This window comes from Paraburkholderia madseniana, assembly GCF_009690905.1.
Classification (GTDB): Bacteria; Pseudomonadota; Gammaproteobacteria; order Burkholderiales; family Burkholderiaceae; genus Paraburkholderia; species Paraburkholderia madseniana.
Window position 1 is genome coordinate 58,118 of sequence record NZ_VOSW01000037.1, and the last position, 20,384, is coordinate 78,501.

Annotated in this window: 19 protein-coding genes; 11 read left to right on the top strand and 8 right to left on the bottom strand. The window is 63.1% G+C overall.

Annotated features, from left to right (window positions below):
* Positions 1–33: 33 nt before the first annotated feature.
* Complete coding sequence (locus FSO04_RS20355; protein ID WP_154561829.1) at positions 34–1,470, bottom strand: sigma-54-dependent transcriptional regulator; 1,437 nt, start codon at positions 1,468–1,470, stop codon at positions 34–36.
* Between the two features lie 1,247 nt (positions 1,471–2,717).
* On the opposite strand from FSO04_RS20355, the gene FSO04_RS20360 reads away from it, so the two are divergent.
* The 4 genes from FSO04_RS20360 (at position 2,718) to FSO04_RS20375 (ending at position 6,726) form a co-directional block, all read left to right on the top strand.
* Positions 2,718–3,005, top strand: a complete 288-nt coding sequence (locus FSO04_RS20360; protein ID WP_154561831.1) for a hypothetical protein — start codon at positions 2,718–2,720, stop codon at positions 3,003–3,005.
* A 62-nt stretch (positions 3,006–3,067) separates the two neighbouring features.
* A complete protein-coding gene (locus FSO04_RS20365) occupies positions 3,068–4,270 on the top strand; it encodes a CpaE/TadZ family protein (RefSeq protein ID WP_154561833.1) in 1,203 nt (400 codons plus the stop codon).
* 288 nt (positions 4,271–4,558) lie between these two features.
* Entirely contained in the window at positions 4,559–5,170 is a 612-nt protein-coding gene (locus tag FSO04_RS20370) for a methyltransferase family protein (RefSeq protein ID WP_166618222.1), read from the top strand.
* Positions 5,171–5,283: 113 nt separating this feature from the next.
* Positions 5,284–6,726, top strand: coding sequence for a nicotinate phosphoribosyltransferase (locus FSO04_RS20375; protein WP_154561837.1), 1,443 nt, complete (start codon positions 5,284–5,286; stop codon positions 6,724–6,726).
* Positions 6,727–6,798: 72 nt separating this feature from the next.
* Here the strand turns inward: FSO04_RS20375 and FSO04_RS20380 are convergent, their stop codons facing one another.
* Together FSO04_RS20380 and FSO04_RS20385 are read right to left on the bottom strand one after the other, a co-directional pair.
* On the bottom strand, positions 6,799–8,637 hold the full coding sequence (locus FSO04_RS20380) for an ABC transporter ATP-binding protein/permease (protein ID WP_168435761.1): 1,839 nt from the start codon (positions 8,635–8,637) through the stop codon (positions 6,799–6,801).
* Between the two features lie 40 nt (positions 8,638–8,677).
* The gene (locus FSO04_RS20385; protein ID WP_154561839.1) at positions 8,678–9,553 is read right to left on the bottom strand and encodes an extracellular solute-binding protein; all 876 of its coding nucleotides are present in this window, start codon (positions 9,551–9,553) and stop codon (positions 8,678–8,680) included.
* A 242-nt stretch (positions 9,554–9,795) separates the two neighbouring features.
* On the opposite strand from FSO04_RS20385, the gene FSO04_RS20390 reads away from it, so the two are divergent.
* The 3 genes from FSO04_RS20390 to FSO04_RS20400 all read left to right on the top strand — a co-directional run bounded on the left by FSO04_RS20390 (position 9,796) and on the right by FSO04_RS20400 (position 11,431).
* Positions 9,796–10,284 carry a molybdopterin-dependent oxidoreductase gene (locus FSO04_RS20390; RefSeq protein WP_154561841.1) on the top strand — a complete coding sequence of 163 codons (489 nt, stop codon included), beginning with the start codon at positions 9,796–9,798 and terminating at the stop codon, positions 10,282–10,284.
* Between the two features lie 54 nt (positions 10,285–10,338).
* A complete protein-coding gene (locus FSO04_RS20395) occupies positions 10,339–10,980 on the top strand; it encodes a nitrogen fixation protein NifQ (protein ID WP_154561877.1) in 642 nt (213 codons plus the stop codon).
* Positions 10,981–11,107: 127 nt separating this feature from the next.
* Positions 11,108–11,431 (top strand): winged helix-turn-helix domain-containing protein, encoded by a 324-nt coding sequence (locus FSO04_RS20400; RefSeq protein WP_154561843.1) that lies wholly within the window; start codon positions 11,108–11,110, stop codon positions 11,429–11,431.
* A 15-nt stretch (positions 11,432–11,446) separates the two neighbouring features.
* Here the strand turns inward: FSO04_RS20400 and FSO04_RS20405 are convergent, their stop codons facing one another.
* The 3 genes from FSO04_RS20405 to FSO04_RS20415 all read right to left on the bottom strand — a co-directional run bounded on the left by FSO04_RS20405 (position 11,447) and on the right by FSO04_RS20415 (position 14,587).
* Positions 11,447–12,799, bottom strand: a complete 1,353-nt coding sequence (locus tag FSO04_RS20405) for a DUF2325 domain-containing protein (protein WP_154561845.1) — start codon at positions 12,797–12,799, stop codon at positions 11,447–11,449.
* 140 nt (positions 12,800–12,939) lie between these two features.
* Positions 12,940–13,578: a hypothetical protein gene (locus FSO04_RS20410; RefSeq protein WP_233464924.1), complete on the bottom strand. Its 639-nt coding sequence runs from the start codon at positions 13,576–13,578 to the stop codon at positions 12,940–12,942.
* 133 nt (positions 13,579–13,711) lie between these two features.
* Positions 13,712–14,587 carry a LysR family transcriptional regulator gene (locus tag FSO04_RS20415; protein WP_154561847.1) on the bottom strand — a complete coding sequence of 292 codons (876 nt, stop codon included), beginning with the start codon at positions 14,585–14,587 and terminating at the stop codon, positions 13,712–13,714.
* A 109-nt stretch (positions 14,588–14,696) separates the two neighbouring features.
* On the opposite strand from FSO04_RS20415, the gene FSO04_RS20420 reads away from it, so the two are divergent.
* The 3 genes from FSO04_RS20420 (at position 14,697) to FSO04_RS20430 (ending at position 18,001) form a co-directional block, all read left to right on the top strand.
* Positions 14,697–16,292, top strand: coding sequence for an MFS transporter (locus tag FSO04_RS20420; RefSeq protein ID WP_154561849.1), 1,596 nt, complete (start codon positions 14,697–14,699; stop codon positions 16,290–16,292).
* A 239-nt stretch (positions 16,293–16,531) separates the two neighbouring features.
* A complete protein-coding gene (locus FSO04_RS20425; protein ID WP_154561851.1) occupies positions 16,532–17,011 on the top strand; it encodes a nuclear transport factor 2 family protein in 480 nt (159 codons plus the stop codon).
* Positions 17,012–17,119: 108 nt separating this feature from the next.
* Complete coding sequence (locus FSO04_RS20430; protein ID WP_154561853.1) at positions 17,120–18,001, top strand: 2OG-Fe(II) oxygenase; 882 nt, start codon at positions 17,120–17,122, stop codon at positions 17,999–18,001.
* 8 nt (positions 18,002–18,009) lie between these two features.
* Here the strand turns inward: FSO04_RS20430 and FSO04_RS20435 are convergent, their stop codons facing one another.
* A complete protein-coding gene (locus tag FSO04_RS20435) occupies positions 18,010–18,654 on the bottom strand; it encodes a cation diffusion facilitator family transporter (protein ID WP_154561855.1) in 645 nt (214 codons plus the stop codon).
* 386 nt (positions 18,655–19,040) lie between these two features.
* Here FSO04_RS20435 and FSO04_RS20440 point away from each other — a divergent pair, with 386 nt between their 5' ends.
* A complete protein-coding gene (locus FSO04_RS20440; protein WP_154561857.1) occupies positions 19,041–19,910 on the top strand; it encodes a 2OG-Fe(II) oxygenase in 870 nt (289 codons plus the stop codon).
* Here FSO04_RS20440 and FSO04_RS20445 read toward each other — a convergent pair.
* Positions 19,907–20,341, bottom strand: a complete 435-nt coding sequence (locus tag FSO04_RS20445; protein ID WP_168435759.1) for a GNAT family N-acetyltransferase — start codon at positions 20,339–20,341, stop codon at positions 19,907–19,909. The two genes, FSO04_RS20440 and FSO04_RS20445, sit on opposite strands and share 4 nt — an antisense overlap.
* Between the last annotated feature and the right edge of the window lie 43 nt (positions 20,342–20,384).

Here is a 20,384-nt window from a genome sequence, read left to right on the forward strand (position 1 = left end):
CCGTCCAGGCGGCCTTAGGTCAAACCAGCGAGGTCAAACCAGCGAAGGCGCCTGCCGCTCTGCCTCGTCGTCGGCATCCACACCGCCGTCGGCGTTCGACGTGCGTCCGGCCGCCGGGTCCTGATGCAGCCGGCTCGCATGCATCAGGCGATACAGCGTGGCCCGCGAAATGCCGAGTTCGGCCGCGGCTTCGGACAATTTGTAGCCGTGCCGCTGCAACGCGTGCTCGATGGCGTCCTTTTCGGCCTTGCTGCGGATCTCCGCCAGCGTCACGGCCGGTCCGTTGTCGGATTCCGGCAGGCCGAGGTCGCTTGCCGTGATAAAGCGGCCCTCGCTCATCACCACGGCCCGGCGCACGCAGTTGATCAGCTCGCGTACATTGCCCGGCCACGGATAGTTCGACATGGCGACGATCGCGTCGCTCGACAGCCCGCGCAATTTACGCGCGCCGTCCTGCCGGTACATGCTGAGCGCATAGTTGGCGAGCAGCTTGATGTCGCCGCCGCGCTCGCGCAACGGCGGCTCGACAAGCCGGAGCACGCACAGGCGGTGATACAGGTCGGCGCGGAAGCGGCCGTCTTCGACGGCTTTGTCCAGATCGACGTGGGTCGCCGAAATCACCCGTGCGTCGACGTTGATTTGCCCATTGCCGCCCAGCCGTTCGATGGTGCCTTCCTGCAGAAAGCGCAGCAGCACCGCCTGGCATTCGTGCGGCATGTCGCCGATTTCATCCAGAAAAAGGGTGCCTTCATTGGCGCTTTCGATCCGGCCGATCTTGCGTTGCAACGCACCGGTAAAGGCGCCGCGCTCGTGGCCGAACAATTCGGCTTGCAGCAGGCTCGGCGGAATGGCCGCGCAATTGATCGCGACGAACGCCCGGCCGGCGCGCGGCGAGCGCTCATGAATCGCACGGGCGGTCAGTTCCTTGCCGGTGCCCGATTCGCCGGCGACGAACACTGGCGCGTCGGTCACGCCGCATTTGTCGATGCGCCGGTACAACTGCTGCATTGCCTCGCATTGCCCAACCATGCCGTGCCGGCCGAGCGAAGGCTCGGGGGCGGTCGGCGGATGCCGCAGGCTCGACAGCCCGTGCGCGTGGCCGAGCGCGAATACCAGCCGCTCGTTCAGCCAGGGCCGGGTCACGAAATCGAAGCAATAGTCGAGGATGAAGCGGCTGACCAGTTCGTCGTCCGACTGGCCCGGCGCGATCTGCGCAACCCAATTGGTTTCGACGCGACGCATGCAGGAGGCGAGAGCGGACAAATGCTGGGACGTGCAGTCACCGGGCAATTCGACGAGGCCGACCTTGATGTTGTCGCGCTCGATCATGCGTTCGGCGATTGCCGTGCTTTTGGCGTGCACCGCTTGCCAGCCGGATGCGGCCAGGAAGCTGGCCAGATCCCGATCGGGCGAGTTCGCCACGTATAGAACGGTGCGTTCGGTGTCGGCAGGCGTGCAAGTCGTGTTCATGTGACCCCCGGGTTGTTGCGGCTCTCAGAACTGCTCTTCGACGAACTGGACAGACCGGCAATGACAATTTCACGGTAGCGGCAATGGCGGGGGCATGCGGCGGCGTGAGCCGCTGCACTTCGGACAGCTAGCAGAACAGCGTTCAACGCTGAAACCGCCCGACTATTTCATCCCCGAATCACAAAAGCCGTGTTTCGCCTTGTGGTCTGACAGAGGCGCTCTACGTGGCGCATGGCTTAACGATAAGCGAAAGCGCTTTCGAGCGCCATACAAACAAATCTGGATTCAGAAACGTTTTTCCCGCTTTGACGTGGGTGCTTGCCGTTCAGAAATGGTGGGGCAACCGCGACTATGTGCGGAATCCCACATAGCAATAGCAAATCGCATAGCGGTTATCGTGCAACGGATGCCGCGCCGTCGAATCAGCGTGTCTCAAGCTTGCGACACATTGGGCAGCGGCTGCCAAGGGTGCTTCGTGGCCCGAAGCATCGGCATATTTGACCGGGCTACGCCGCAAAGCGCGGCCGGACGTGGTCCGAAGAAGCGAGCATCCGGTCCTGCAAACAGGGAGATCCTTCCGCACTGCGTTAGAGGGTGAACCCCTCGCGTGTCGAATCCGAATCAAGTGTGACGAAAGGCCGGGTCCGGCGAGACGCGTTGCAGCACAAATCACGGTGCGACAAGGGATTGAAGGTGCATGGCACAGCCATTGCAATAGGAGCCTCACAAGGAAATGCGTTGCCGCCTGGTTCCTGAGGCTCGGGGAAGCAGCAGCCGGAGCCCGGCGGCAAACATAGTCTTCGTGAGCACGGCCGGGGAAGCCGATGTGTCTTGCGAGGGTGCGGCGGGGCCACTGAAAAACGGATGTCAAAAAAAACGGGGGGAATGATCGATACGGGGTATCGGCCATTCGTCACCGGACAACGTGAAGCACTGACCTCGCCACTTTTTCCGTCATATTGGACGGACTCGAAGTCGACGGCCGAAATGGATGGCCGAAGTCGACCGCAAGAATGACAGGCACCGCGCTCGGGCAATTTGCGGGCACGCGACGTACAAAACAGGGAAGGGGCAGCGCACGGTAAGGACCGGCCGGCGCGAAGAAGCGGGGAGGAACGGCCTGAGTCTCCATAGAGGGGCGCACGCTACGAGGTGAACCGGGCGCCGTGCCCGCGCACTAGCGCGGGCACGGCTTACCTGGATACGGCCTTGAATGGCCCATCAAGCGGAATCAAGCGGGGGGTGTCATGAAAACGATCAGCAAGCCGGTTGCATTGCGGCTGGACCAGCACACCACGGCGCACGGCGCCGGTTTCTCCTACCAACTTCACTTTGCGCGGCAGCGACCCTTGTTCGCCGCGCCGTCGGCCGACCTGCTCACGCTGGTGATCGCCGAGGCGATGAAACGCAAGGCTCAGGCCGAGATCCAACGCGACGTATTGCGCGAGGCGATCTACGAGATCCCGGTTTCGACCGAACGAGGCCACGATCGGGCTCTGGACATCTACCAATCCGATCCCGACGACTACACCTGAATGTCGACTGTTATTGACGCGGCCTTGCCTACGGGAAGGCCTTAGTCCGGCGGAGACCCGACATGATCGACATCTTCCTGATTTCGTCCAGCGCGGAGCGCGCGCCGCATATCGTCGCGCGCCTCGAAGAAAGCGGCGTGGCGCATTGCCTGCGCACCGCTTACTGCACGGCACGGCAACTGCGCACGCACGCCCGCGCAATCAGGAGCGCCGACCTGCTGATCGTCGACGACGTCGATCTGAGCGCGCACGAGCTGGACGGCGTCGAGGAGGCGCTGGCCTGCTCGCCTGCTTTGCATTGCATGCTGGTTACGCAGGCGCCGTCCGCTGCTTTGCTGACCGCGGCGATGCGCGTCGGCGTGCGGCAGGTGCTGTCATGGCCGTTGGATGCATACAAGGTCGCCACCGTGCTCACGCATATCGCCGCGAAAAAAAGTGCGGGCATGCGCCGTGCCGGGCGGGTCGTCTCGTTCGCATCGTGCAAGGGCGGCAGCGGCACCACGCTGATCGCTGTAAATCTCGCGTGGTCGCTCGCCGCACTGCGCGACAGGCGCGTGTTGCTGATCGATCTCAGCCAGCAATTCGCCGACGCCAGCCTGCTGATGGCCAACAAACCGCCACCCGCGACGCTCTCCGATCTGTGCTCGCGGATCGACCAGCTCGACGCCGCTTTGCTGGACGCCTGCGTGATGCGCGTCCACGCGAACCTCGACGTGCTGGCGGGGGCCGGCGACCCGCTGAAGGCCGCCGAACTGCGGCCCGAGCAACTGAAGCAGATTCTCACGCTGGCGCGCGAGCGGTACGACGCGGTGCTGATCGACATCGGCCAAAGCCTCAATTCGGTGACGATCCATGCACTCGATCACAGCGATGCAATCTGCATGGTGGTGCGGCAAAACCTGCTTTACCTGCACGGCGGCCGCCGGATGCTCGATATTTTCAAGGAATTGGGCTATCCGCCCGGCAAGGTGCGGGTTGTGGTGAATCAATACGACAAGAACGCGTGCATCAACCTGCCGACGCTCGAACGGACGCTCGGCGCGACGGTCGCGCACCAGCTTCCGCGTGACGAAAAGCAGGTCGACGAGGCGCTCAACCGCAGTGTGCCGCTCGTCACTTCCGCCCACGACAGCGCGCTGGCGCAAGGCATCCGCCTGCTCGGCGATATGCTGTGGCCGCCCATCGCCGAGCCCCGCAAAGGGATGCTCGGCCGCCTGTTTGCTGCGCGGCCGACCGTGCCGCCGCAACTGAAGCCGGGGCACTGAGCCAATCCGACCACCGGGAGTCGCGCGCCGGAATTGAATCCCGGCGAGCGTGGCATGATATGGACATTCGGCTGGTGTGGCTGCTACGCTGCGACACTGACGGACCGGAAGCCTTTATGCAGCGGGCTTGAAAAATAATTCGCATATCGAAATGAGTATGCCATGACAAAGACCACATCCTCGCGGGTATTCGATAGTGAGGGCCGTCTGCAGGATGCCGCGAACGGCGAGCCAGCGGGAGCAGTACCTCGCGTAGATGATCTGGGCGACGTGACGCCGGCCGGCGGCATGCGCGAAGCGTTGACCGAAATCCTCGCACGCGCTGCCGCGGCGCTCATGTTGAGCATCTTCACTTACGCGGCGGTCAAGCAATGGCTCGCGGCGCCCACACGGATCACCTTGCTGCTGCTCGTGGTAAGTGCGTTCATGACCTTGGGGTTGTCGCTATTTGCGCGGGTGCCCATCCACCGTGACTGGACGCCTTTCGCTTTCATCTGCTCGGTGGGCGGCACGTTCTATTTTCTTGCTGTGCGGCTTTCGCCCGGCACCCAACTTATTCTGGAGGCGGCCGGCGCGTCGTTGCAATTGCTGGGGATTTTCTGGCAACTGTTTGCGAAGGTGTCGCTGCGCAGGTCGTTCGGCATTTTGCCCGCCAATCGCGGGGTTGTTTCCCGCGGGGCTTACCGGTTCGTGCGCCATCCCATGTACCTGGGGTATTTCGTGACGGACGTCGGTTTTTTGCTGGCGAACTTCGGGATTCAGAACGTGATCGTCTACGGATGCCAGTTTGCGCTGCAGGTTGGACGCATTGTGCGGGAGGAGCGGCTCCTGTCCGACGACGAGCGGTATCGGACGTACAGAGGTAAGGTGCGGTTCAGGGTGATTCCGGGCGTGTTTTGACGGTGTATCGTGTAGTTATTCTTACGGTGCAAGCCGCAATGAGCGGCGATCAACGGCAAAACCCCAACCCGCCTGATTACCTTTGAGCGATCCGCACGAGCGCAACATCATCCATGCAAAACGATATAAATCCGTTCATCGACATGGCGTCGATCCTGTCCAATCCGATCCTCAACACGGATTCGTACAAGGCGTCGCACTACCTGCAATATCCGCCGGAAGCGTCGGCGATGTTTTCATACATCGAGTCGCGCGGCGGACGTTATGACCGCACGCTGTTCTTTGGCCTTCAGATGCTGATCAAGGAGTATCTGTGCCGCCCCATTACCGCCGGGATGATCGAGCAGGCGAAGGCGTTTTTCACGGCGCATGGCGAACCGTTCAACGAAGCCGGCTGGCGTTACATCGTCGAACACTACGACGGCTATCTGCCGGTGCGGATTCGCGCGGTGCCGGAAGGCTCGGTCGTGCCCACGCACAACGTTCTGGTTACGGTCGAATGCGACGATCCGCAGGTGTTCTGGCTGGCCTCGTATCTGGAAACGATGCTGATGCGCGTGTGGTATCCGATTACAGTCGCGACGCAAAGCTGGCATCTGCGCAATACGATCCGCGCGTATCTGGAGAAAAGCAGCGACGACCTCACGCAGTTGCCATTCAAACTGCACGATTTCGGCGCGCGCGGGGTGTCGAGCGCGGAGTCGGCGGCGATTGGCGGCTCGGCGCATCTTGTCAGCTTCATGGGCTCGGACACGGTGCTTGGCGTGGTTGCGGCGAACCACTACTACAACGAGCCAATGGCGGCGTTTTCGGTGCCGGCCGCGGAGCACAGCACGATCACATCATGGGGGCGCGAGCGTGAAACCGACGCATTCCGCAACATGATCGAGAAGTTCGGCAAGCCGGGGGCGATCGTTTCGGTGGTGTCCGATTCCTACGACCTGTTCGCCGCGCTCGAGGTATGGGGCACGGAGTTAAAGCAGGCGGTGCTCGATTCTGGCGGCACGCTGGTGATCCGGCCTGACTCCGGCGATCCGCTGACGATTGTCCTGCAGACCATGCGGGCGCTCGAGGCGTCGTTCGGCTCGACGGTGAACGGCAAGGGGCGGCGCGTGCTCAATCACGTGCGCGTGATTCAGGGCGATGGCGTGAATCCGGATTCGATCGAGGCGATCCTGGCGGGCATGGATGAGGCCGGCTTTGCGGCCGACAACATCGTCTTCGGCATGGGGGGCGCTTTGTTGCAGCAGATCAACCGCGATACACAGCGGTTCGCCATGAAGTGTTCGGCCATCCGGCTTGGGGACGAATGGCATGACGTACACAAGGACCCGGTCACGGATGCAGGCAAGCGGTCGATGAAAGGGCGGCTTACGTTGCTGGTGAACCGTCACACAGGCGAGTATCGGACGGTGACGTTGCCGGTGGTGTGGGATGACCGCACTGTTGAAGGGGATTGGGACGAGGCGCTCGTCACGGTTTTCGATTCTGGAAAATTGCTCGTGGATATGGCGTTTTCCGAAGTCCGGAAGAGGGCTCACGCGGGTGAGGCTTAGACGGATGTCTGTTTCCGGCAACGGCGGAGGCCGGGCCGTCATGCCGCTGCCAGAGCCAAACCAAACGACGCGTCAGCTCACAATCCAGACCGACACGCCGGAACCGTCAATATCAATCCGGCAAGGGCTGCCTTCCCGCAACCGGGCATCTTCGTTCGCGATATCGAAGCGCACCCCCGCGATATTCAGGCGGACATACCGCTCGCCGCGCCGTAACTCGACCGCGTCGACCATGCCGGCATAGGCGCCATCGGCCGAAATAGCCACGGCGTGGGAAGAGATGCGCCACATCACCCGTTGCCCGGCAGGAATGGCAAAACCGCTATCACCGGTCTCGATCGCCAACTCATTGCCAATCTCGACTCGCCCAGGCAGAGTCATCAAACCCTCGCCGACGTTGTGCAAACCGAGCAATTCGGCAACCCGCATCGAAGCCGGCCGTTCGAACACCCCATCGATGGAACCCGCCTGCAGCACGCGCCCCTGTTCGACAACCAGAACCTCGTCGGCAAGTAAAGCCGCTTCGTCGGGATCGTGCGTGACGATGATGGTCACCGCCGCAATCTCGCGCTGCAACGCCCGCAGCGACTGCTGCAACCGACGCCGCCGCGGCGTATCGAGTGCAGCGAACGGCTCATCGAACAGCAGCAATTCGCTATGACGCGTGAGCGCCCGCGCCAGCGCCACACGTTGCCGCTGACCGAACGACAATTGATGCGGTAAGCGCGCAACCAGTTGCGCGAGGCCGAGATGATCGCGCCAGTAACGTGCGCTGGCTGCATCGGCGTCGACGGGAAACGCGAGTTGCTGCGCCACCGTCATGTGCGGGAACAAACCGTAATCTTGCGGCATATAACCGATCTGGCGGCGCTCGGGCGGCAGCGCGCTCAAGTCAGTTGCGCCGAGCCGAACGGAACAGGATGCGTTGGATTCGAGCCCTGCAATCAGACGTAATGCCAGTGATTTGCCGGAGCCCGACGGGCCGATGATCGCAAGCCGTCGCGTGGCAGGCGTCCACGCTATGTCGAGTTCGAACGCGCCCAAGCGGCGCTGCAAATGAAAGGCTAGACGACGATCGGAAGTTTCGCCCCGGCGTGCCGTCAGATCCGTGCCGGGTTCCAGCGAGTCGTCGCCGTTTTCGGTTTGTTCAAACGAGGTTTTCTGCCGAAGGCTATAAATCGACAACGCCGCGCAGACAATCGCAATCGCGAGCGTCGGCAGCAGCAGGGGCATCATCGCCGGCAGGCCTTGGCCACCGAATACGACGTACGTGTACACCGGCAGCGAATAGGGGTGATAGGCCACCATCACCGTCGCGCCGAATTCGCCGAACGCACGCAACCACGCCAGCGCAAGTCCCGCGCGAATCGCCGGCCAGGCAACCGGCAACATTACGCGGAAGAAGCGGCTGCTTGCATGATGGCCGAGCGTCGCGGCCACGTCGTCGAGCACGGGGTCCACGGCGGTGAACGCCGATTTCGCGGCGATGATCAGGAAGGGCGCGGCCACGAAGATTTCCGCGAGCACGATGCCGGCAAACGAATCTGTCAGCGCCCCGCTGGTGAAGCGGCCGACCCAGCTATAGGGCCCAAGCAGAAACAGCAGCAGCACGCCGCTCGTGAGTGGCGGCAAGGCGAGTGGTAACTGCACGACGAAGCCGAGCAGCGCCATCTTGCGCGAGTTCGAGCGCGCCAGAAAATAGCCGAGCGCCACGCCGCCGAGCAGAATCACGAACGAGGCCACGCTGGCGCTCGCCGCCGATATGCCGACCGCCGACCACACCGCGCGCCAATCGACATTCGGCCAATCGGCCGCGCCGAGTTGCGGCACGCTCGCGATAAACGGCGCGCACAAATAGACGGCAAGCAGCGCGGCCAGCCACAGCAGGGGTCGCGCGGCGGAGCGCTTCACCGCCTGTTTCACCGCCTGTTCCACCGCCTGTTCCACCGCTTTATTGCGCGGCGTCGATCACGGCTTGCACCGAAGGCGGCATGGCTTGCACATTGCCGGTAACGGTCGGTTTGATGACGTCCACGCCGTGTTGCTTGAGCAACGCGCGGCCTTGCGCGCTCAGCAGGAAGTCGACGAAGCTGCTCGCACCCGCATGGTTCGGTGCATCGCTGAGGATCGTCAGCGTGTAGCTCGCTTTGGCCTGCAATTCGGGCGCCGGACGGAGCGCCGGAATTTTGAGGTCGGACGTTTCGGTCGAATAGAAGAAGCCGGCATCGAGCTGGCCGGATTGCAGGCGGCCCACCAGCGTTTCTTCAGGCAAAACCTGCTCGGGATTTTCCGCGTCGCCAAGCGTCTTCTCGACGAGGTCCGGCTGATGGTAGAGCTTCGCGGCCTTCGTCATCATCTCGACGGTGAATGCACCCTTCGGATCGAGCTTCGGATCGGTACGGCCGATACGGATGCCCGGCTCCTGCAACACCTGATCCCAGCGCTTGTTCTTGAAGTCCGCAGCAAACTTGCTTTGCGGGTTATAGCCGATCATCAACGGCGATTCGGCGAAGTTCACGTACCACGTGACGTGGTCGCCGTTCGCCTGACCCATCAGGTTGGTGTTCACCTTCGGGCTCGCGCTGATGAACACGTCGCCGCGGCGCAGCTTGCCCTTGATCTCGTTGGCGATCTTGTTCGAGCCCGCTGCATAGCCGCGGAAGTGCTGGCCGGTGGCCTTTTCGAAGGCCGGCCCCACGCTGCGCTCCATCAGATTGACGAGCGAACCGGCGTACAGCACGTTGACCGTGTCGTCCTGCGCGAAGGCGGGCGCGGCCGTCACCACGCCGGCGACGACCACGAAAGAAGCAAGCAGCTTGCGAATCATGCGATTAACCCCGGTACGTTATTAAGAGCGCTATATTACGACGCCATCGCATTGCGTTGTGGGTCGCTGCGCGCTCCGTGTGGTCAATAGATGTGGACGACGCCGGCGGAGTGGCCGATATGCCTGGCGATATATTGCGTATCGATGCGGTTTTGCACCGAGGCGGCCATCGCAGCGTAATATACACACGGAAATAACGAGTGAACAAGCTGCTCAGGCTTCAATGCTGGAGATAACCGCGTATGGATAGTGTGAATGTGATTGCCGCGCCTGCCGTCGAAAGTGCGCTCGTCCTGAGCGGACGGTTCCAGCGGACGCTGTCTTTCGACCTCGAGCGGCTCAAGGGTTACGAAAGCGTGCTAGCCAGGCCATTCGATCTGCGTTGCTACACGACGAATCGGTTCATCCGCAGCGTTGAGCCGTACCGCGGTGTGCGTCTGACGACCTTGATCTCGGAAGCGGGTTTGCCGAACGAGGTGCCGGGCGAGTTCAAGCGTACGGTGTTCGTGGCGGTGGGGCACGATGGCTACGTCGTGACATTCTCGTGGCATGAACTGTTCAACACGCCGGTCGGCGAGAACGTGCTGGTTGCTTACGAATGCGATGGCGGCGCGCTAAATGCTGAAGACGGTGCGCCGATTCTGTTTTCCGGTTCGGACATTCTGCCCGCGCCACGCCACGTCAAACGGCTCGCGCGTATCGAGGCGCATGTTTTGAAGCCTTTGGCGTAGGTGATTCGAATGACGGGCGTAATATGGTTCGATTTTCTTCATCGTGCCGCCGCCATGTCTGACGAACCGCCTTCGCCTGTTGCGGAACCTGCCGCGCCCAGCCGCGAACCGCTGTTTGTGTCGCTTGATGCGCGGGTTGCCGAGCGCACGGCGAAGTGGCTCGCCGCAGCCACGGACGCCGCGTCACCCGATACTCAATTGTTCGCCAGGCTGATTGCCGCCCGCGATGTCCGCGACGAACTTGTGTTGCTTGGGTTGCCGCAGCCCGCGTGGCGCGCGCTATTGGAGCGGCACTTTATGCACGCACCTGCGCCCGTGTTTGCATCCTTGCCTGGATTGCCACCCGTCGACACCAGCGAACACGCGGCATTCGTCGAAACGCTGAACGCACTGCTGCTCACGTATGCCGGCGCCGCCGTCGACACGAACGACGTGCGCTGCCTCGCCTCAATCATCGCTCATGCGTGCTTGCGGCCGGATCACCTGTGGCGCGACCTCGGTCTTGCGGGCCGGGAAGAAGTCACATGGATGCTGACGCGCTATTTCCCCGCGCTCGTGCTGCTGAATGTCGATAATCTGCGCTGGAAGAAATTCCTTGCTCAGCAACGCGCGCTTTCCTTAGGGCTTCAGCCCGGCCCGGCGCCCGGTTGTCCGGGCTGCGAAGACTATGGGCATTGCTTTCCCGGCCACCCCTGAAGGCCATTCAGCCAGGATGGCAGCGCGAAGCGGTTCGTGTATGCTTTCGCGCATGGCTGATACCGTGAAAACCAAACCAAGCCCCCCGACAAAATCCGCGAAACCGCGCCCCGAAGTGCGCTTCAGAATGCGTATCCGCAGCGGCGACGCTGTTGCGCTCGGGCCGGGCAAAGTCGAACTGCTGGAGGCCGTGCGCGAATACGGCTCGATCTCGGCTGCGGCGCGCAGCCTCGGCATGTCGTACCGGCGTGCATGGCTGCTGATCGACGAGCTGAACCGCTCGCTCAAAACACCGGCCACGCACTCGGAACAGGGCGGTCAAAGCGGCGGCGGTTGTACGCTGACGCCGGTCGGCGAACGCATCATTCATCTCTACCGCGATGTCGAAGTCGAGGCCCAGCGAAGCTGCGCAAAACAGATCGCTGAGTTGACCAGGCTGATTCGTTCCTGAGTACGGCCTCACAGTTCAGCCGTGGCGCAGGCAAAACGCCGAGGGCGGCGAATTGCCCAACTGGGCAAGATGCTCGGGACGCAGCCGGTCCACCAATTCGACAAAGCTCGCCACGCTTGCCGTGCGCAACGGGTGATAGTCGATCTGATGGCGCTCGCACACTCGCTTGAGCGTATTCATCGAATCATGATCGACGCAGTCGACCGGAAACACGACGATATCGGCGCCCGGCAGCGCGGCGGCAAGCAGACCTTTGCGGTCTTCCACGCCGCCGTCGTGCACCACGAAATCGCCACCGGCGGCCTCCACCAGCCGCTTGAGCGCGGCATTCGAGCCGGGGCGGCCGCCCACGTAGACAATCCGTTTGCCGCGCACGCTGTCGAGGCTGGCTTGCCGCGTCTGCGCGCCATTGCTGTTGTCCCCAGCATCCACCGTCGCGCGTTCCAGCGCGTCGCATTCGTTCTGCACCAACAGGAGCTGCGCCAACGCCTGATCACGGCTCTTGCGTAACGCGAGTGCAGCGCCCTGTTCCTGCAGCGTGCGCTGTTCAGCGGCCTCGCGGCGGCTCGTATGCAGCGCCACCCGCTGGTCGCTGTCGGCGAGCTTGTCGCGCAGCCTCGAAATCTCCGCTTCCAGATCGGAAGGATCCGCCGTCGTCTGGCGCGTGGCCACGGCGGTGAGTTGCGCGATCTGCTCGTTGAGCGCGGCAATCGCTGCGTCGCGCTGCGTGCTGATTTCCTGCAAGCGGCTTTGCTGCCGCTCGACTTTCTCTTTCAACTCGGCGTTTTCCGCTTCGAGCGCAACCAGCCTGCGGATGTCCGCGCGATTCGCCGCGCCGACCAGATGCGACAGCATGTGCAATTCGCCGAACGCTTTCTGGCGCACATGCAGGGTCGCGCACGGATGCGTCATCAAAGCCCAGTAAGCAGGCGGGATCTCGCCGCTTTTCAGCGCTTCGTCCCAGAGCTTCAGCAGCTCGACGTCGTCGGCGGCTTTGTCGAAGCGGCGGATCGCCGCCGCATAGTGTTCGTCGAGCAACTTGTGCAGGGCTTTGGCGCCCGCGCCGCCATCGATCGCGAGTTCGACGGCCGAGTGATGAATCTCCAGATCGCTCGCGTCCCGGCGATCGAGGCCAGTGAATTTAGGCACCAGCTTGCGCAGTTCGTGCGTGCTGAGACAGGTGCCGATGATCGAGCAATGCAGTTGGCCATCGAGCTCGGCGAGGCGCGCGCGCCGTTTGGTGTTCGAGAACGACACCTTGGCGGGCGTGCAGCACGGATCGGCCACGCGCAAGCCGGTACCGGCAAGCTCGTCGCCGGACAGTTTGAGGTGCGAAGGCTGGGCGAGACGAAACGGTGGTGTGTGCATGAGGACCTCGAATCCGGATCTGGCGTCAGGCTGATTGAACGTGCTTGCTGGACATCCGCGCCATGCAGACGCTGCTGGCGATATATTCGAAAAGATATAGCGATCGGCAAAAGAAAACGTTCATATGCGGCAATGACGAATTAGTCGTTCGGGTGGACGAGCGTCCGCTCAGCGCGTGATTTGCGCTGAGTGATCGTGGCAGAAGCGGCGGCAGAAGCAGCGGCAGCACCGGTGGCGGGAGCTGCGGCGGTGGTGCGGCCGGCGGCACGACGGACGACGGCTGGCTCTGCGCCGCCGACTGCCCGTGCATGCTGATCCAGAACATGCCCAACGCACAGACCGATAAACGCGGTATCGAGCCGCTCGAGTTCCGCCACCACCTTGCGTAACGCGGCCAGATCGTTGCTGAACGCATCCGAGAAGATCGCGTCGCGAAGTTGCTCGGCCGAGCGCGCTTCTTCGATCGAAGCTTTCAGATCGCGCAGACGGGCAAAACCCGCCGCCTTGGCCTGTTCGGCCAGGATCGACAGCAACTGGTTCAATGAGTGCGAGCCCGACGTGCCCACCGACGCGAAGTTCAACTGGTCGCCCGTCAGCATCAGTACGAAGCGCTGCACGCTGCCGTAAAGGCGCCGGTAAGCATCGACGACGTCGCGGATCAGTTCGGCGCGGCCACGTTCGGACGCCGACTTCACCGCGACGATGGTCGACGGAAGTTCTTTCGGGCGGCGCCCCGCCGGGTCGGACGAGGTGGGTCGCAATGTGGGTCGACTAGGCACTGCTGCTGGCTCCTGCTTGCTTGTTTCGCTTCGTCGTACGCGATCGGCGGGCGAGTTGCCGCGCTGCACAAAAGCATACCGTGATATTCGAGAGGATATAACGAAACGTGGCGCGAGGGTAGCGCGGGCGGTTTTAGCTGCCCTGTGCGAACTCGAGAAATGCCCGCACAGCCGGTGCCCGTTCGAACTTTCGATAGGCAATGGCAATTTCCGAGGCGATAGGTTTGCCGGCGATGCCTCGGTAGACGACGCCCGGCAACGCGATGCAATCAGCGAGGGTATGCGGTACGACCGCCACATTACCGCCTAGCGATACGCAGGCCAACACCGCCGGGAGTGTGCCGGGACGTGACCCGAGCCGCGGCGAAAAACGCCCGCGCCGTGCGACTTCGAAGGTACCGGCTTCCTGTTCCGGCAGCACGAAACACTGATCGTGCAGTTGCGCGGGTTTAATGTCGGGTAAACGGGCGAGTGCGCAATTTTCCGGCAGCGCGAGGACGAACGTATCGCGGTGCACGGTGCTTGCCTGAATACCGTCGACGAGTGGCATCGGCGGGCGGACGTAGGCTGCGTCGAGCAGGCCATCGCGCAGCATCTCGGCCGCGCCGTCCATCGGCACCTCGCGAATGGAGACATCGACGCCCGGATACCTGGAGCGAAAGCCGCCGACCGCCCGTTGCAATACGCCCGCATAGGCAGCCGAAGCGACGTAGCCGACTTCGATCCTGCCCAACTCGCCGCGCTCGGCGAGAATCGCGCGCTCTTCGCCGCGCGTGAGGTGGTCAAGCGCGCTGAGCGCTTCGGCGAGGTAGGCGCTGCCGGCCGCGCTCAATGTCACCGACCGCTTGGTGCGATGAAAGAGCCGCACGCCGAGCAACCGTTCCGCTTCCTGGATCAGCTTGGTTAGCGTTGGGGCGGCGATGCCTAATTCATCCGCGGCGCGGGAGAAATGAAGATGCTTCGCGACACAAACGAATGCGTGAATATGGCGGAGTTCGAGCTTTCGCATGGTTTTCAGTATTTCCGCCGGAGCTAATTATTTTGTGATTCTATGCCAATGACAGGCAATAGATGCGTCGCTACCATCGCATGACCTCGATTCGACGCCACCTGCCTGTATGTCATCCACGTCCCCCCGTCCCGCACTGCCGGTGCAGTCGTCAGACTCCAAAGACTCAAAACCCGTCAACCCCGCGTTCGTGCTGGCCACCGCGTCGGCGACCTGTGCGTTGATCGTGCTCGATACCAACGTCGTGGCCGTCTCGTTGCCGTCGATTGCACGCTCGTTTCACGCGAGTTTTGCCGATGTGGAATGGGTGGTCAGCGCGTATATGGTCGCTTTCGCGTCGTGTCTGCTGCCCGCGGGTGCTCTGGCCGACCGCGTCGGCCGTAAGCGGATGCTGCTGCTCGGGCTCGCGCTGTTCTTTCTGGCGTCGCTCGGTTGCGGGGCGGCGCCATCGGCGGCCATGCTGAACGTGGCGCGCGCGGTCAAGGGCGTCGGCGCCGCGATGCTGCTCACCGCGGCGCTCGCCGTGATCGCGAACACCTTCCACGAAGGACCCGCGCGCGTGCGGGCATGGGCCGTGTGGGGCACCTGCATGGGCCTTGCGACGACGGTGGCGCCGCTCGTCGGCGGCGTGATTACCCAATGGCTCGGCTGGCGCTGGATCTTCCTGCTCAATCTGCCCGTATGCGCCGTCCTCGCGTGGTGCGCGTTGCGCTCGATTCGCGAGTCGCGCAATCCCGAGCCCGGTCCGCTCGACGCCGCCGGCAGCATCCTGTTCGGCCTTGCGCTTGCGCTCGGTATCTGGGCGTTGATCGAGGTGCCGGCCGACGGGCTTGCGAGCTGGACAACCGGCGCCAGGCTCGTGGCATGCGTGCTGCTGTTTGGCGCATTCGTTCAGGTGCAACGCTCGCGGGCGCATGCGATGGTCGATCTTGCGCTGTTTCGCCAGCCACGCTTCGTCGCCGCCGTGCTCGCGATGTTCGGCTACGCTGCCTGCGCTCAGGTGATGATGACGTTTTTGCCGTTGTATCTGCAGAACGCATTCGGCCTGTCAGCGGTGAGGGCGGGCGTCGGCATGTTGCCGTTCGCGCTGGCGATGGTGCTCGGGCCGTACATCGGCGCGGCGCTCGCAAAGCGCTTGTCGGGCATGGCCCTGCTGTCGAGCGGGCTGTTGCTGATCGCGGCCGGCAATCTGCTGACGGCGCTGGTCGCCGGCGACGCACGCTATGAGCTGGTGGCGCTCGGCATGGTCGTAACCGGGCTGGGCGCGGGGATCATGAATGGCGATACGCAGAAGGCCATCATGGCGTGCGTGCCGCCGGATCGAACCGGCATGGCGTCCGGTATCAGCACGACAACGCGCTTCACGGCCATCGTCACGTCGGTGGGTGTGCTGGGCGCGGTACTCGCGGCCCGCACGCACGCTGTGTTCGTGGCGGGCACGCCCATGACGCCGGATATCAGCGCTGCGCTCGACGCGGGTTTCATGTCGCGCCTGCTGGCGGGAGATATGGCGCAGGCCACCGCGCATCTGCCGCCGGCTCTCAGGGCCACGGTGGTGTCGGCCGCGCATGCCAGCTTTGCCAGTGGCTTTGCCGCGGCGCTCTATCTGGCTGCTGCGGCGGCGGCGTCAATTGCAGCGGGAATCTGGCTGCTGGGTCGCAGAGGTGAAACTGCACGGGTCCGTGGGATTGCGGCCAACGGTTAGCGGAGCAATCGTGCCGTGCGCTTAATCGATTCTTCGCTGCAGAAATTGAGCATCGCTGCGCCGACGCGCTGACGTTCACCGGCTAACGCTCTGCCTTCGAAGCAGCCGGCTCGACCACGGCCGCCGCATTTTCCGATATCGTGTGCTGCTCGTGCGCGCTCAAACTCAAATCCTGGCGCGCGCTCCTTTCCGGGCCGTTTCCACGACCGGCTGACCGGGTAACGCATAACCACAAGAAAATGAGCCATCCCAACACCGAACTGATCGAGCGTTTTTACACCGCGTTCCAGCAACGCGACGCGGAAACGATGGCTGCCTGCTATGCCGACGATGTGGTCTTCAGCGATCCGGCCTTTGGCGAGCTGCGCGGCGAAGAGGCCCGCGACATGTGGCGCATGCTGGTGTCGCGCGCGCAGGATTTCTCGCTGACGTTCGACGGCGTCGAAGCGGACGAGCTCAACGGCCGCGCCCACTGGGTAGCCCGTTACACATTCCGTCAGACGGGCCGCACGGTGGTGAACAGCATCGACGCCCGCTTCGGGTTCCGCGACGGCCGCATCGTCGAACACCGCGATACCTTCGACCTTGGGCGTTGGGCCCGTGAGGCTTTGGGGATCAAGGGCCTGCTGCTCGGCTGGACACCTTTCGTGCAGGGCGCGATCAGGGCGCAGGCGAGAAAAGGCCTCGACCTCTATCGACGCCGGCAGCGCCGCGCGTAACGGGTCAGCCGGGGGGCAGCCTGGGATCAGCCCGGCGCATTCCCCCAGTCTTGCTATGAACCGGTCAGTTGATGCAGTATTTCGTGATATCGACAAGCGGGGAGTTCTATGCCGGTAGTGGATGCGTCATGGGAAGCGTGGCTAAGCAGCAACGTAGCGCGCGGTTGCAGCATCGACTCGATGATCGATGCGATGGTGCAAGCCGGTTTCGCCACGGAAGCCGCGCGCGCGGAAGTGCGCAAAGCGTTCGGCATGAACCCGGCGGACGCGGGAGCGGCCTCGGCGGCCGTAGCGACCGAGGCCACCCTGGTCAAAACCGCGTCACAGACCTACCAATACGACGAGTCGCCCGTTGCGCGCGGCAATACGATCCGTGCGCACGATCGTGACGTCCGCGTGTTGATGCGCTGCGAGCGGCCCCAGGTGATCGTGTTCGGGGATGTGCTTTCGCCTGACGAATGCGACGAGATGATCGAGCGCTCGCGTCATCGATTGAAACGCTCCACCACGGTCAATCCCGCCACCGGTAAGGAAGACGTGATCCGCAACCGCACCAGCGAAGGCATCTGGTACCAGCGCGGGGAAGACGCGTTCATCGAAAAGATGGACCGCCGCATCTCGAGTCTGATGAACTGGCCGGTTGAAAACGGCGAGGGGCTGCAGATTCTGCATTACGGCACGACCGGCGAATATCGCCCGCACTTCGATTATTTCCCGCCCGATCAGCCCGGCAGCGCGGTGCATACCGCCCAGGGCGGCCAGCGCGTGTCGACTCTGGTGATCTATCTGAACGACGTGCCCGACGGCGGCGAGACGATCTTCCCGGAAGCGGGCATGTCAGTCGCGGCGGTCAAGGGTGGCGCGGTGTATTTCCGCTATATGAACGGCCAGCGTCAACTCGATCCTCTGACCTTGCACGGCGGCGCGCCGGTGCTGGGCGGCGACAAATGGATCATGACGAAGTGGATGCGCGAGCGCGCCTACGGCTGAGGCGCGCGCTATTCGGCCGCGTGCGGTGCGGCGGTTTTTCCCGGAGCACCGGCTGACAGTTGCTTCAATGCGCTGCGCGCGCCGACGCAGCCCATGCGCATGATCATCAGGCCGATCGCCGCGCCTGCCACGTGGTCGAGCATCGGTATGCCCGCGATGCTGCCGGCCACCCCCAGGGTCGCGACCAGCGCCGACACCGCATCCATTCGCGCATGCCATGCACTTGCCAGCAGAATCGCCGAGCCGGTGCGCTGGCCTTCGGCGCGCATGTAGCGGAACAACGCTTCCTTGGCGATCGTGACGAAGCCGCTGACGGCGAGCGCGCCGACTTGCATCTTCGTGTTGCCGCTCAACGTGGCGGTTTGGCCGATGCTGTGCCAGAGCATTTCGGCTGCCGTGACAATCAGCAGGGCGGCGATGAAGAGGGATGCCAGGGCTTGCACGGTGTTGCCATCCCCTTCACGCGACCTTGCGTTCAGGTGTTTCGTGCTGAGAACCAGCACGATGAGCACGACGCCGTCGGCGGTCAGGTCGCTCAAGGTGTGGACACCGTCCGCGACCAGCCCGTCCGAATGCGCTGTCAGGCCGATGGCAATCTGCAGCGCCATGAGAAAGGCGTTGAGCAGTGCACTGGTGGAGGCGGCTTTAAGCAAAGCGGCCGCCTTGTGTGGTGCGGCTGTGGCTGTGGCTGTGGCAGTCGCTGTCGCGCACGGAAGGCTGTGGCATCGGGGCGGGACGGGTTAGGTTGTCGCAGGAAAGTACCCGTCGAACGTGGCGCGCAAATGACAGTGCCGCAACGGCTAGCGGCGATCAGGACCACCTCGTCCGCCCGGGCGTCGGTGAGTAGGATATTTCGTAGCTCGCGATGCGTTGAATCCGACGCTCAATGCGTTTCAGCTAGGGCCCGTTTCCGAATCGTCGCGTGAAATGTGGCGGGACGGCCACCTATCATCCTTCGCTTTAGTCAGCATCGCCCGATCGGCAGCACGCCCGGTCCGCGCGTGCTGAGCGAGCGAACTCTGGATGTGGGATGAGACGTATGCCTGTCGTAAATGATGCCGTGAAAACCTGGTTGAACAGTCATGTCGAGCGCGGCTTTAGCCCGGCGGCGTTGGTGGATGCCATGGTAGGCGTCGGCTTCGAGTCGGAACTCGCGCAAGCCACGGTGAACGCATCGTTCGATGCCGCCGAGGCGGCTCGCGCGGCCGTTGCTGCCGCGCCGTCCGGTATCGAGGCGGCTGCGGGCGAATACCGCTACGATCCGGCGCCGGTCGCGGCCGGCAATGTGATTCGCGCCTATGACCGCGACGTCAAGGTGCTGATGCGCTGCGAGCGCCCGCAGATCGTCGCGTTTGCCGACGTGATGTCAGACGAGGAGTGCGATGAGATGATCGAACGGTCGCGTCCGTTGCTCAAGCGGTCCACCACCGTCAATCCGGAGAACGGCTCGAATGACGTGATTCCCAATCGCACCAGCGAAGGCGCCTGGTATCACCGAGGCGCGGACCCTTTCCTCGAGCGGCTCGAAATGCGCTTTGCCAGTCTGATGAACTGGCCGGTCGAGAATGGCGAAGGGTTGCAGGTGCTGAGGTATGGCGTTGGTGCTGAGTATCGGGCGCACTTCGATTATTTTCCGCCGTCACAGACGGGGAGCGCCGTGCATATGGAGCGCGGTGGTCAGCGGGTTGCCACACTGGTTGTGTATCTCAACGACGTGGCGGCTGGAGGGGAGACTTTTTTCCCCGATGCCGGCGTCTCTGTCGCCCCCAGGCGCGGTGGCGCTGTCTATTTCCGCTATATGAACGGGGAGCGGCAGCTCGATCCCTTGAGCTTGCATGGGGGAGCGCCTGTTCTGGAAGGCGAGAAATGGATTATGACCAAGTGGGTTAGGGAAGGGGTCTTTGCTTAAGCCGTTTTGTAAACGTCCGGGTTGTGGACTTCCATATAACGCTCCGGCGTCGCCAGTCCCTTGAAGCCGTGCGGTTCGTAGACGTGGTGGGCGTCTGTCGTCACCAGCACGATTCTGCGCAAACCGGTCAGCGACGGGCTGCCGAATATGTGCTTCATCAACGCCGATGCGTATCCCTTGCCGCGATACGCCGGCAGCACGAATACATCGCACAGGTACGCGAATGTCGCCTGGTCCGTGATCAGGCGGGCAAACGCGATCTGCCTGCCTTCGATATACGCGCCGAAACATAGCGACCCCGCTATCGCCCGGTCGAACGTCTCGCGCGGCATGCCCTTCGCCCACGCCGTTTCCTGCGACAGAAACGCGTAGACCATCTCTATGTCGAGGTCGGCCTTGTTGCTCGAAATCGTCGAATCGTTTGCTTGCACTGCGCGTCTCCGCTTGTTCTGATCAAGCAATCAAAGGATGCGG

Excerpts from the sequence above, each read along its gene's own strand:
- FSO04_RS20355 (WP_154561829.1), bottom strand. The coding sequence starts at position 1,470 with ATGAACACGACTTGCACGCCTGCCGACACCGAACGCACCGTTCTATAC.
- FSO04_RS20360 (WP_154561831.1), top strand. The coding sequence starts at position 2,718 with ATGAAAACGATCAGCAAGCCGGTTGCATTGCGGCTGGACCAGCACACC.
- FSO04_RS20365 (WP_154561833.1), top strand. The coding sequence starts at position 3,068 with ATGATCGACATCTTCCTGATTTCGTCCAGCGCGGAGCGCGCGCCGCAT.
- FSO04_RS20370 (WP_166618222.1), top strand. The coding sequence starts at position 4,559 with ATGCGCGAAGCGTTGACCGAAATCCTCGCACGCGCTGCCGCGGCGCTC.
- FSO04_RS20375 (WP_154561837.1), top strand. The coding sequence starts at position 5,284 with ATGCAAAACGATATAAATCCGTTCATCGACATGGCGTCGATCCTGTCC.
- FSO04_RS20385 (WP_154561839.1), bottom strand. The coding sequence starts at position 9,553 with ATGATTCGCAAGCTGCTTGCTTCTTTCGTGGTCGTCGCCGGCGTGGTG.
- FSO04_RS20390 (WP_154561841.1), top strand. The coding sequence starts at position 9,796 with ATGGATAGTGTGAATGTGATTGCCGCGCCTGCCGTCGAAAGTGCGCTC.
- FSO04_RS20395 (WP_154561877.1), top strand. The coding sequence starts at position 10,339 with ATGTCTGACGAACCGCCTTCGCCTGTTGCGGAACCTGCCGCGCCCAGC.
- FSO04_RS20400 (WP_154561843.1), top strand. The coding sequence starts at position 11,108 with ATGCGTATCCGCAGCGGCGACGCTGTTGCGCTCGGGCCGGGCAAAGTC.
- FSO04_RS20405 (WP_154561845.1), bottom strand. The coding sequence starts at position 12,799 with ATGCACACACCACCGTTTCGTCTCGCCCAGCCTTCGCACCTCAAACTG.
- FSO04_RS20415 (WP_154561847.1), bottom strand. The coding sequence starts at position 14,587 with ATGCGAAAGCTCGAACTCCGCCATATTCACGCATTCGTTTGTGTCGCG.
- FSO04_RS20420 (WP_154561849.1), top strand. The coding sequence starts at position 14,697 with ATGTCATCCACGTCCCCCCGTCCCGCACTGCCGGTGCAGTCGTCAGAC.
- FSO04_RS20425 (WP_154561851.1), top strand. The coding sequence starts at position 16,532 with ATGAGCCATCCCAACACCGAACTGATCGAGCGTTTTTACACCGCGTTC.
- FSO04_RS20430 (WP_154561853.1), top strand. The coding sequence starts at position 17,120 with ATGCCGGTAGTGGATGCGTCATGGGAAGCGTGGCTAAGCAGCAACGTA.
- FSO04_RS20440 (WP_154561857.1), top strand. The coding sequence starts at position 19,041 with ATGCCTGTCGTAAATGATGCCGTGAAAACCTGGTTGAACAGTCATGTC.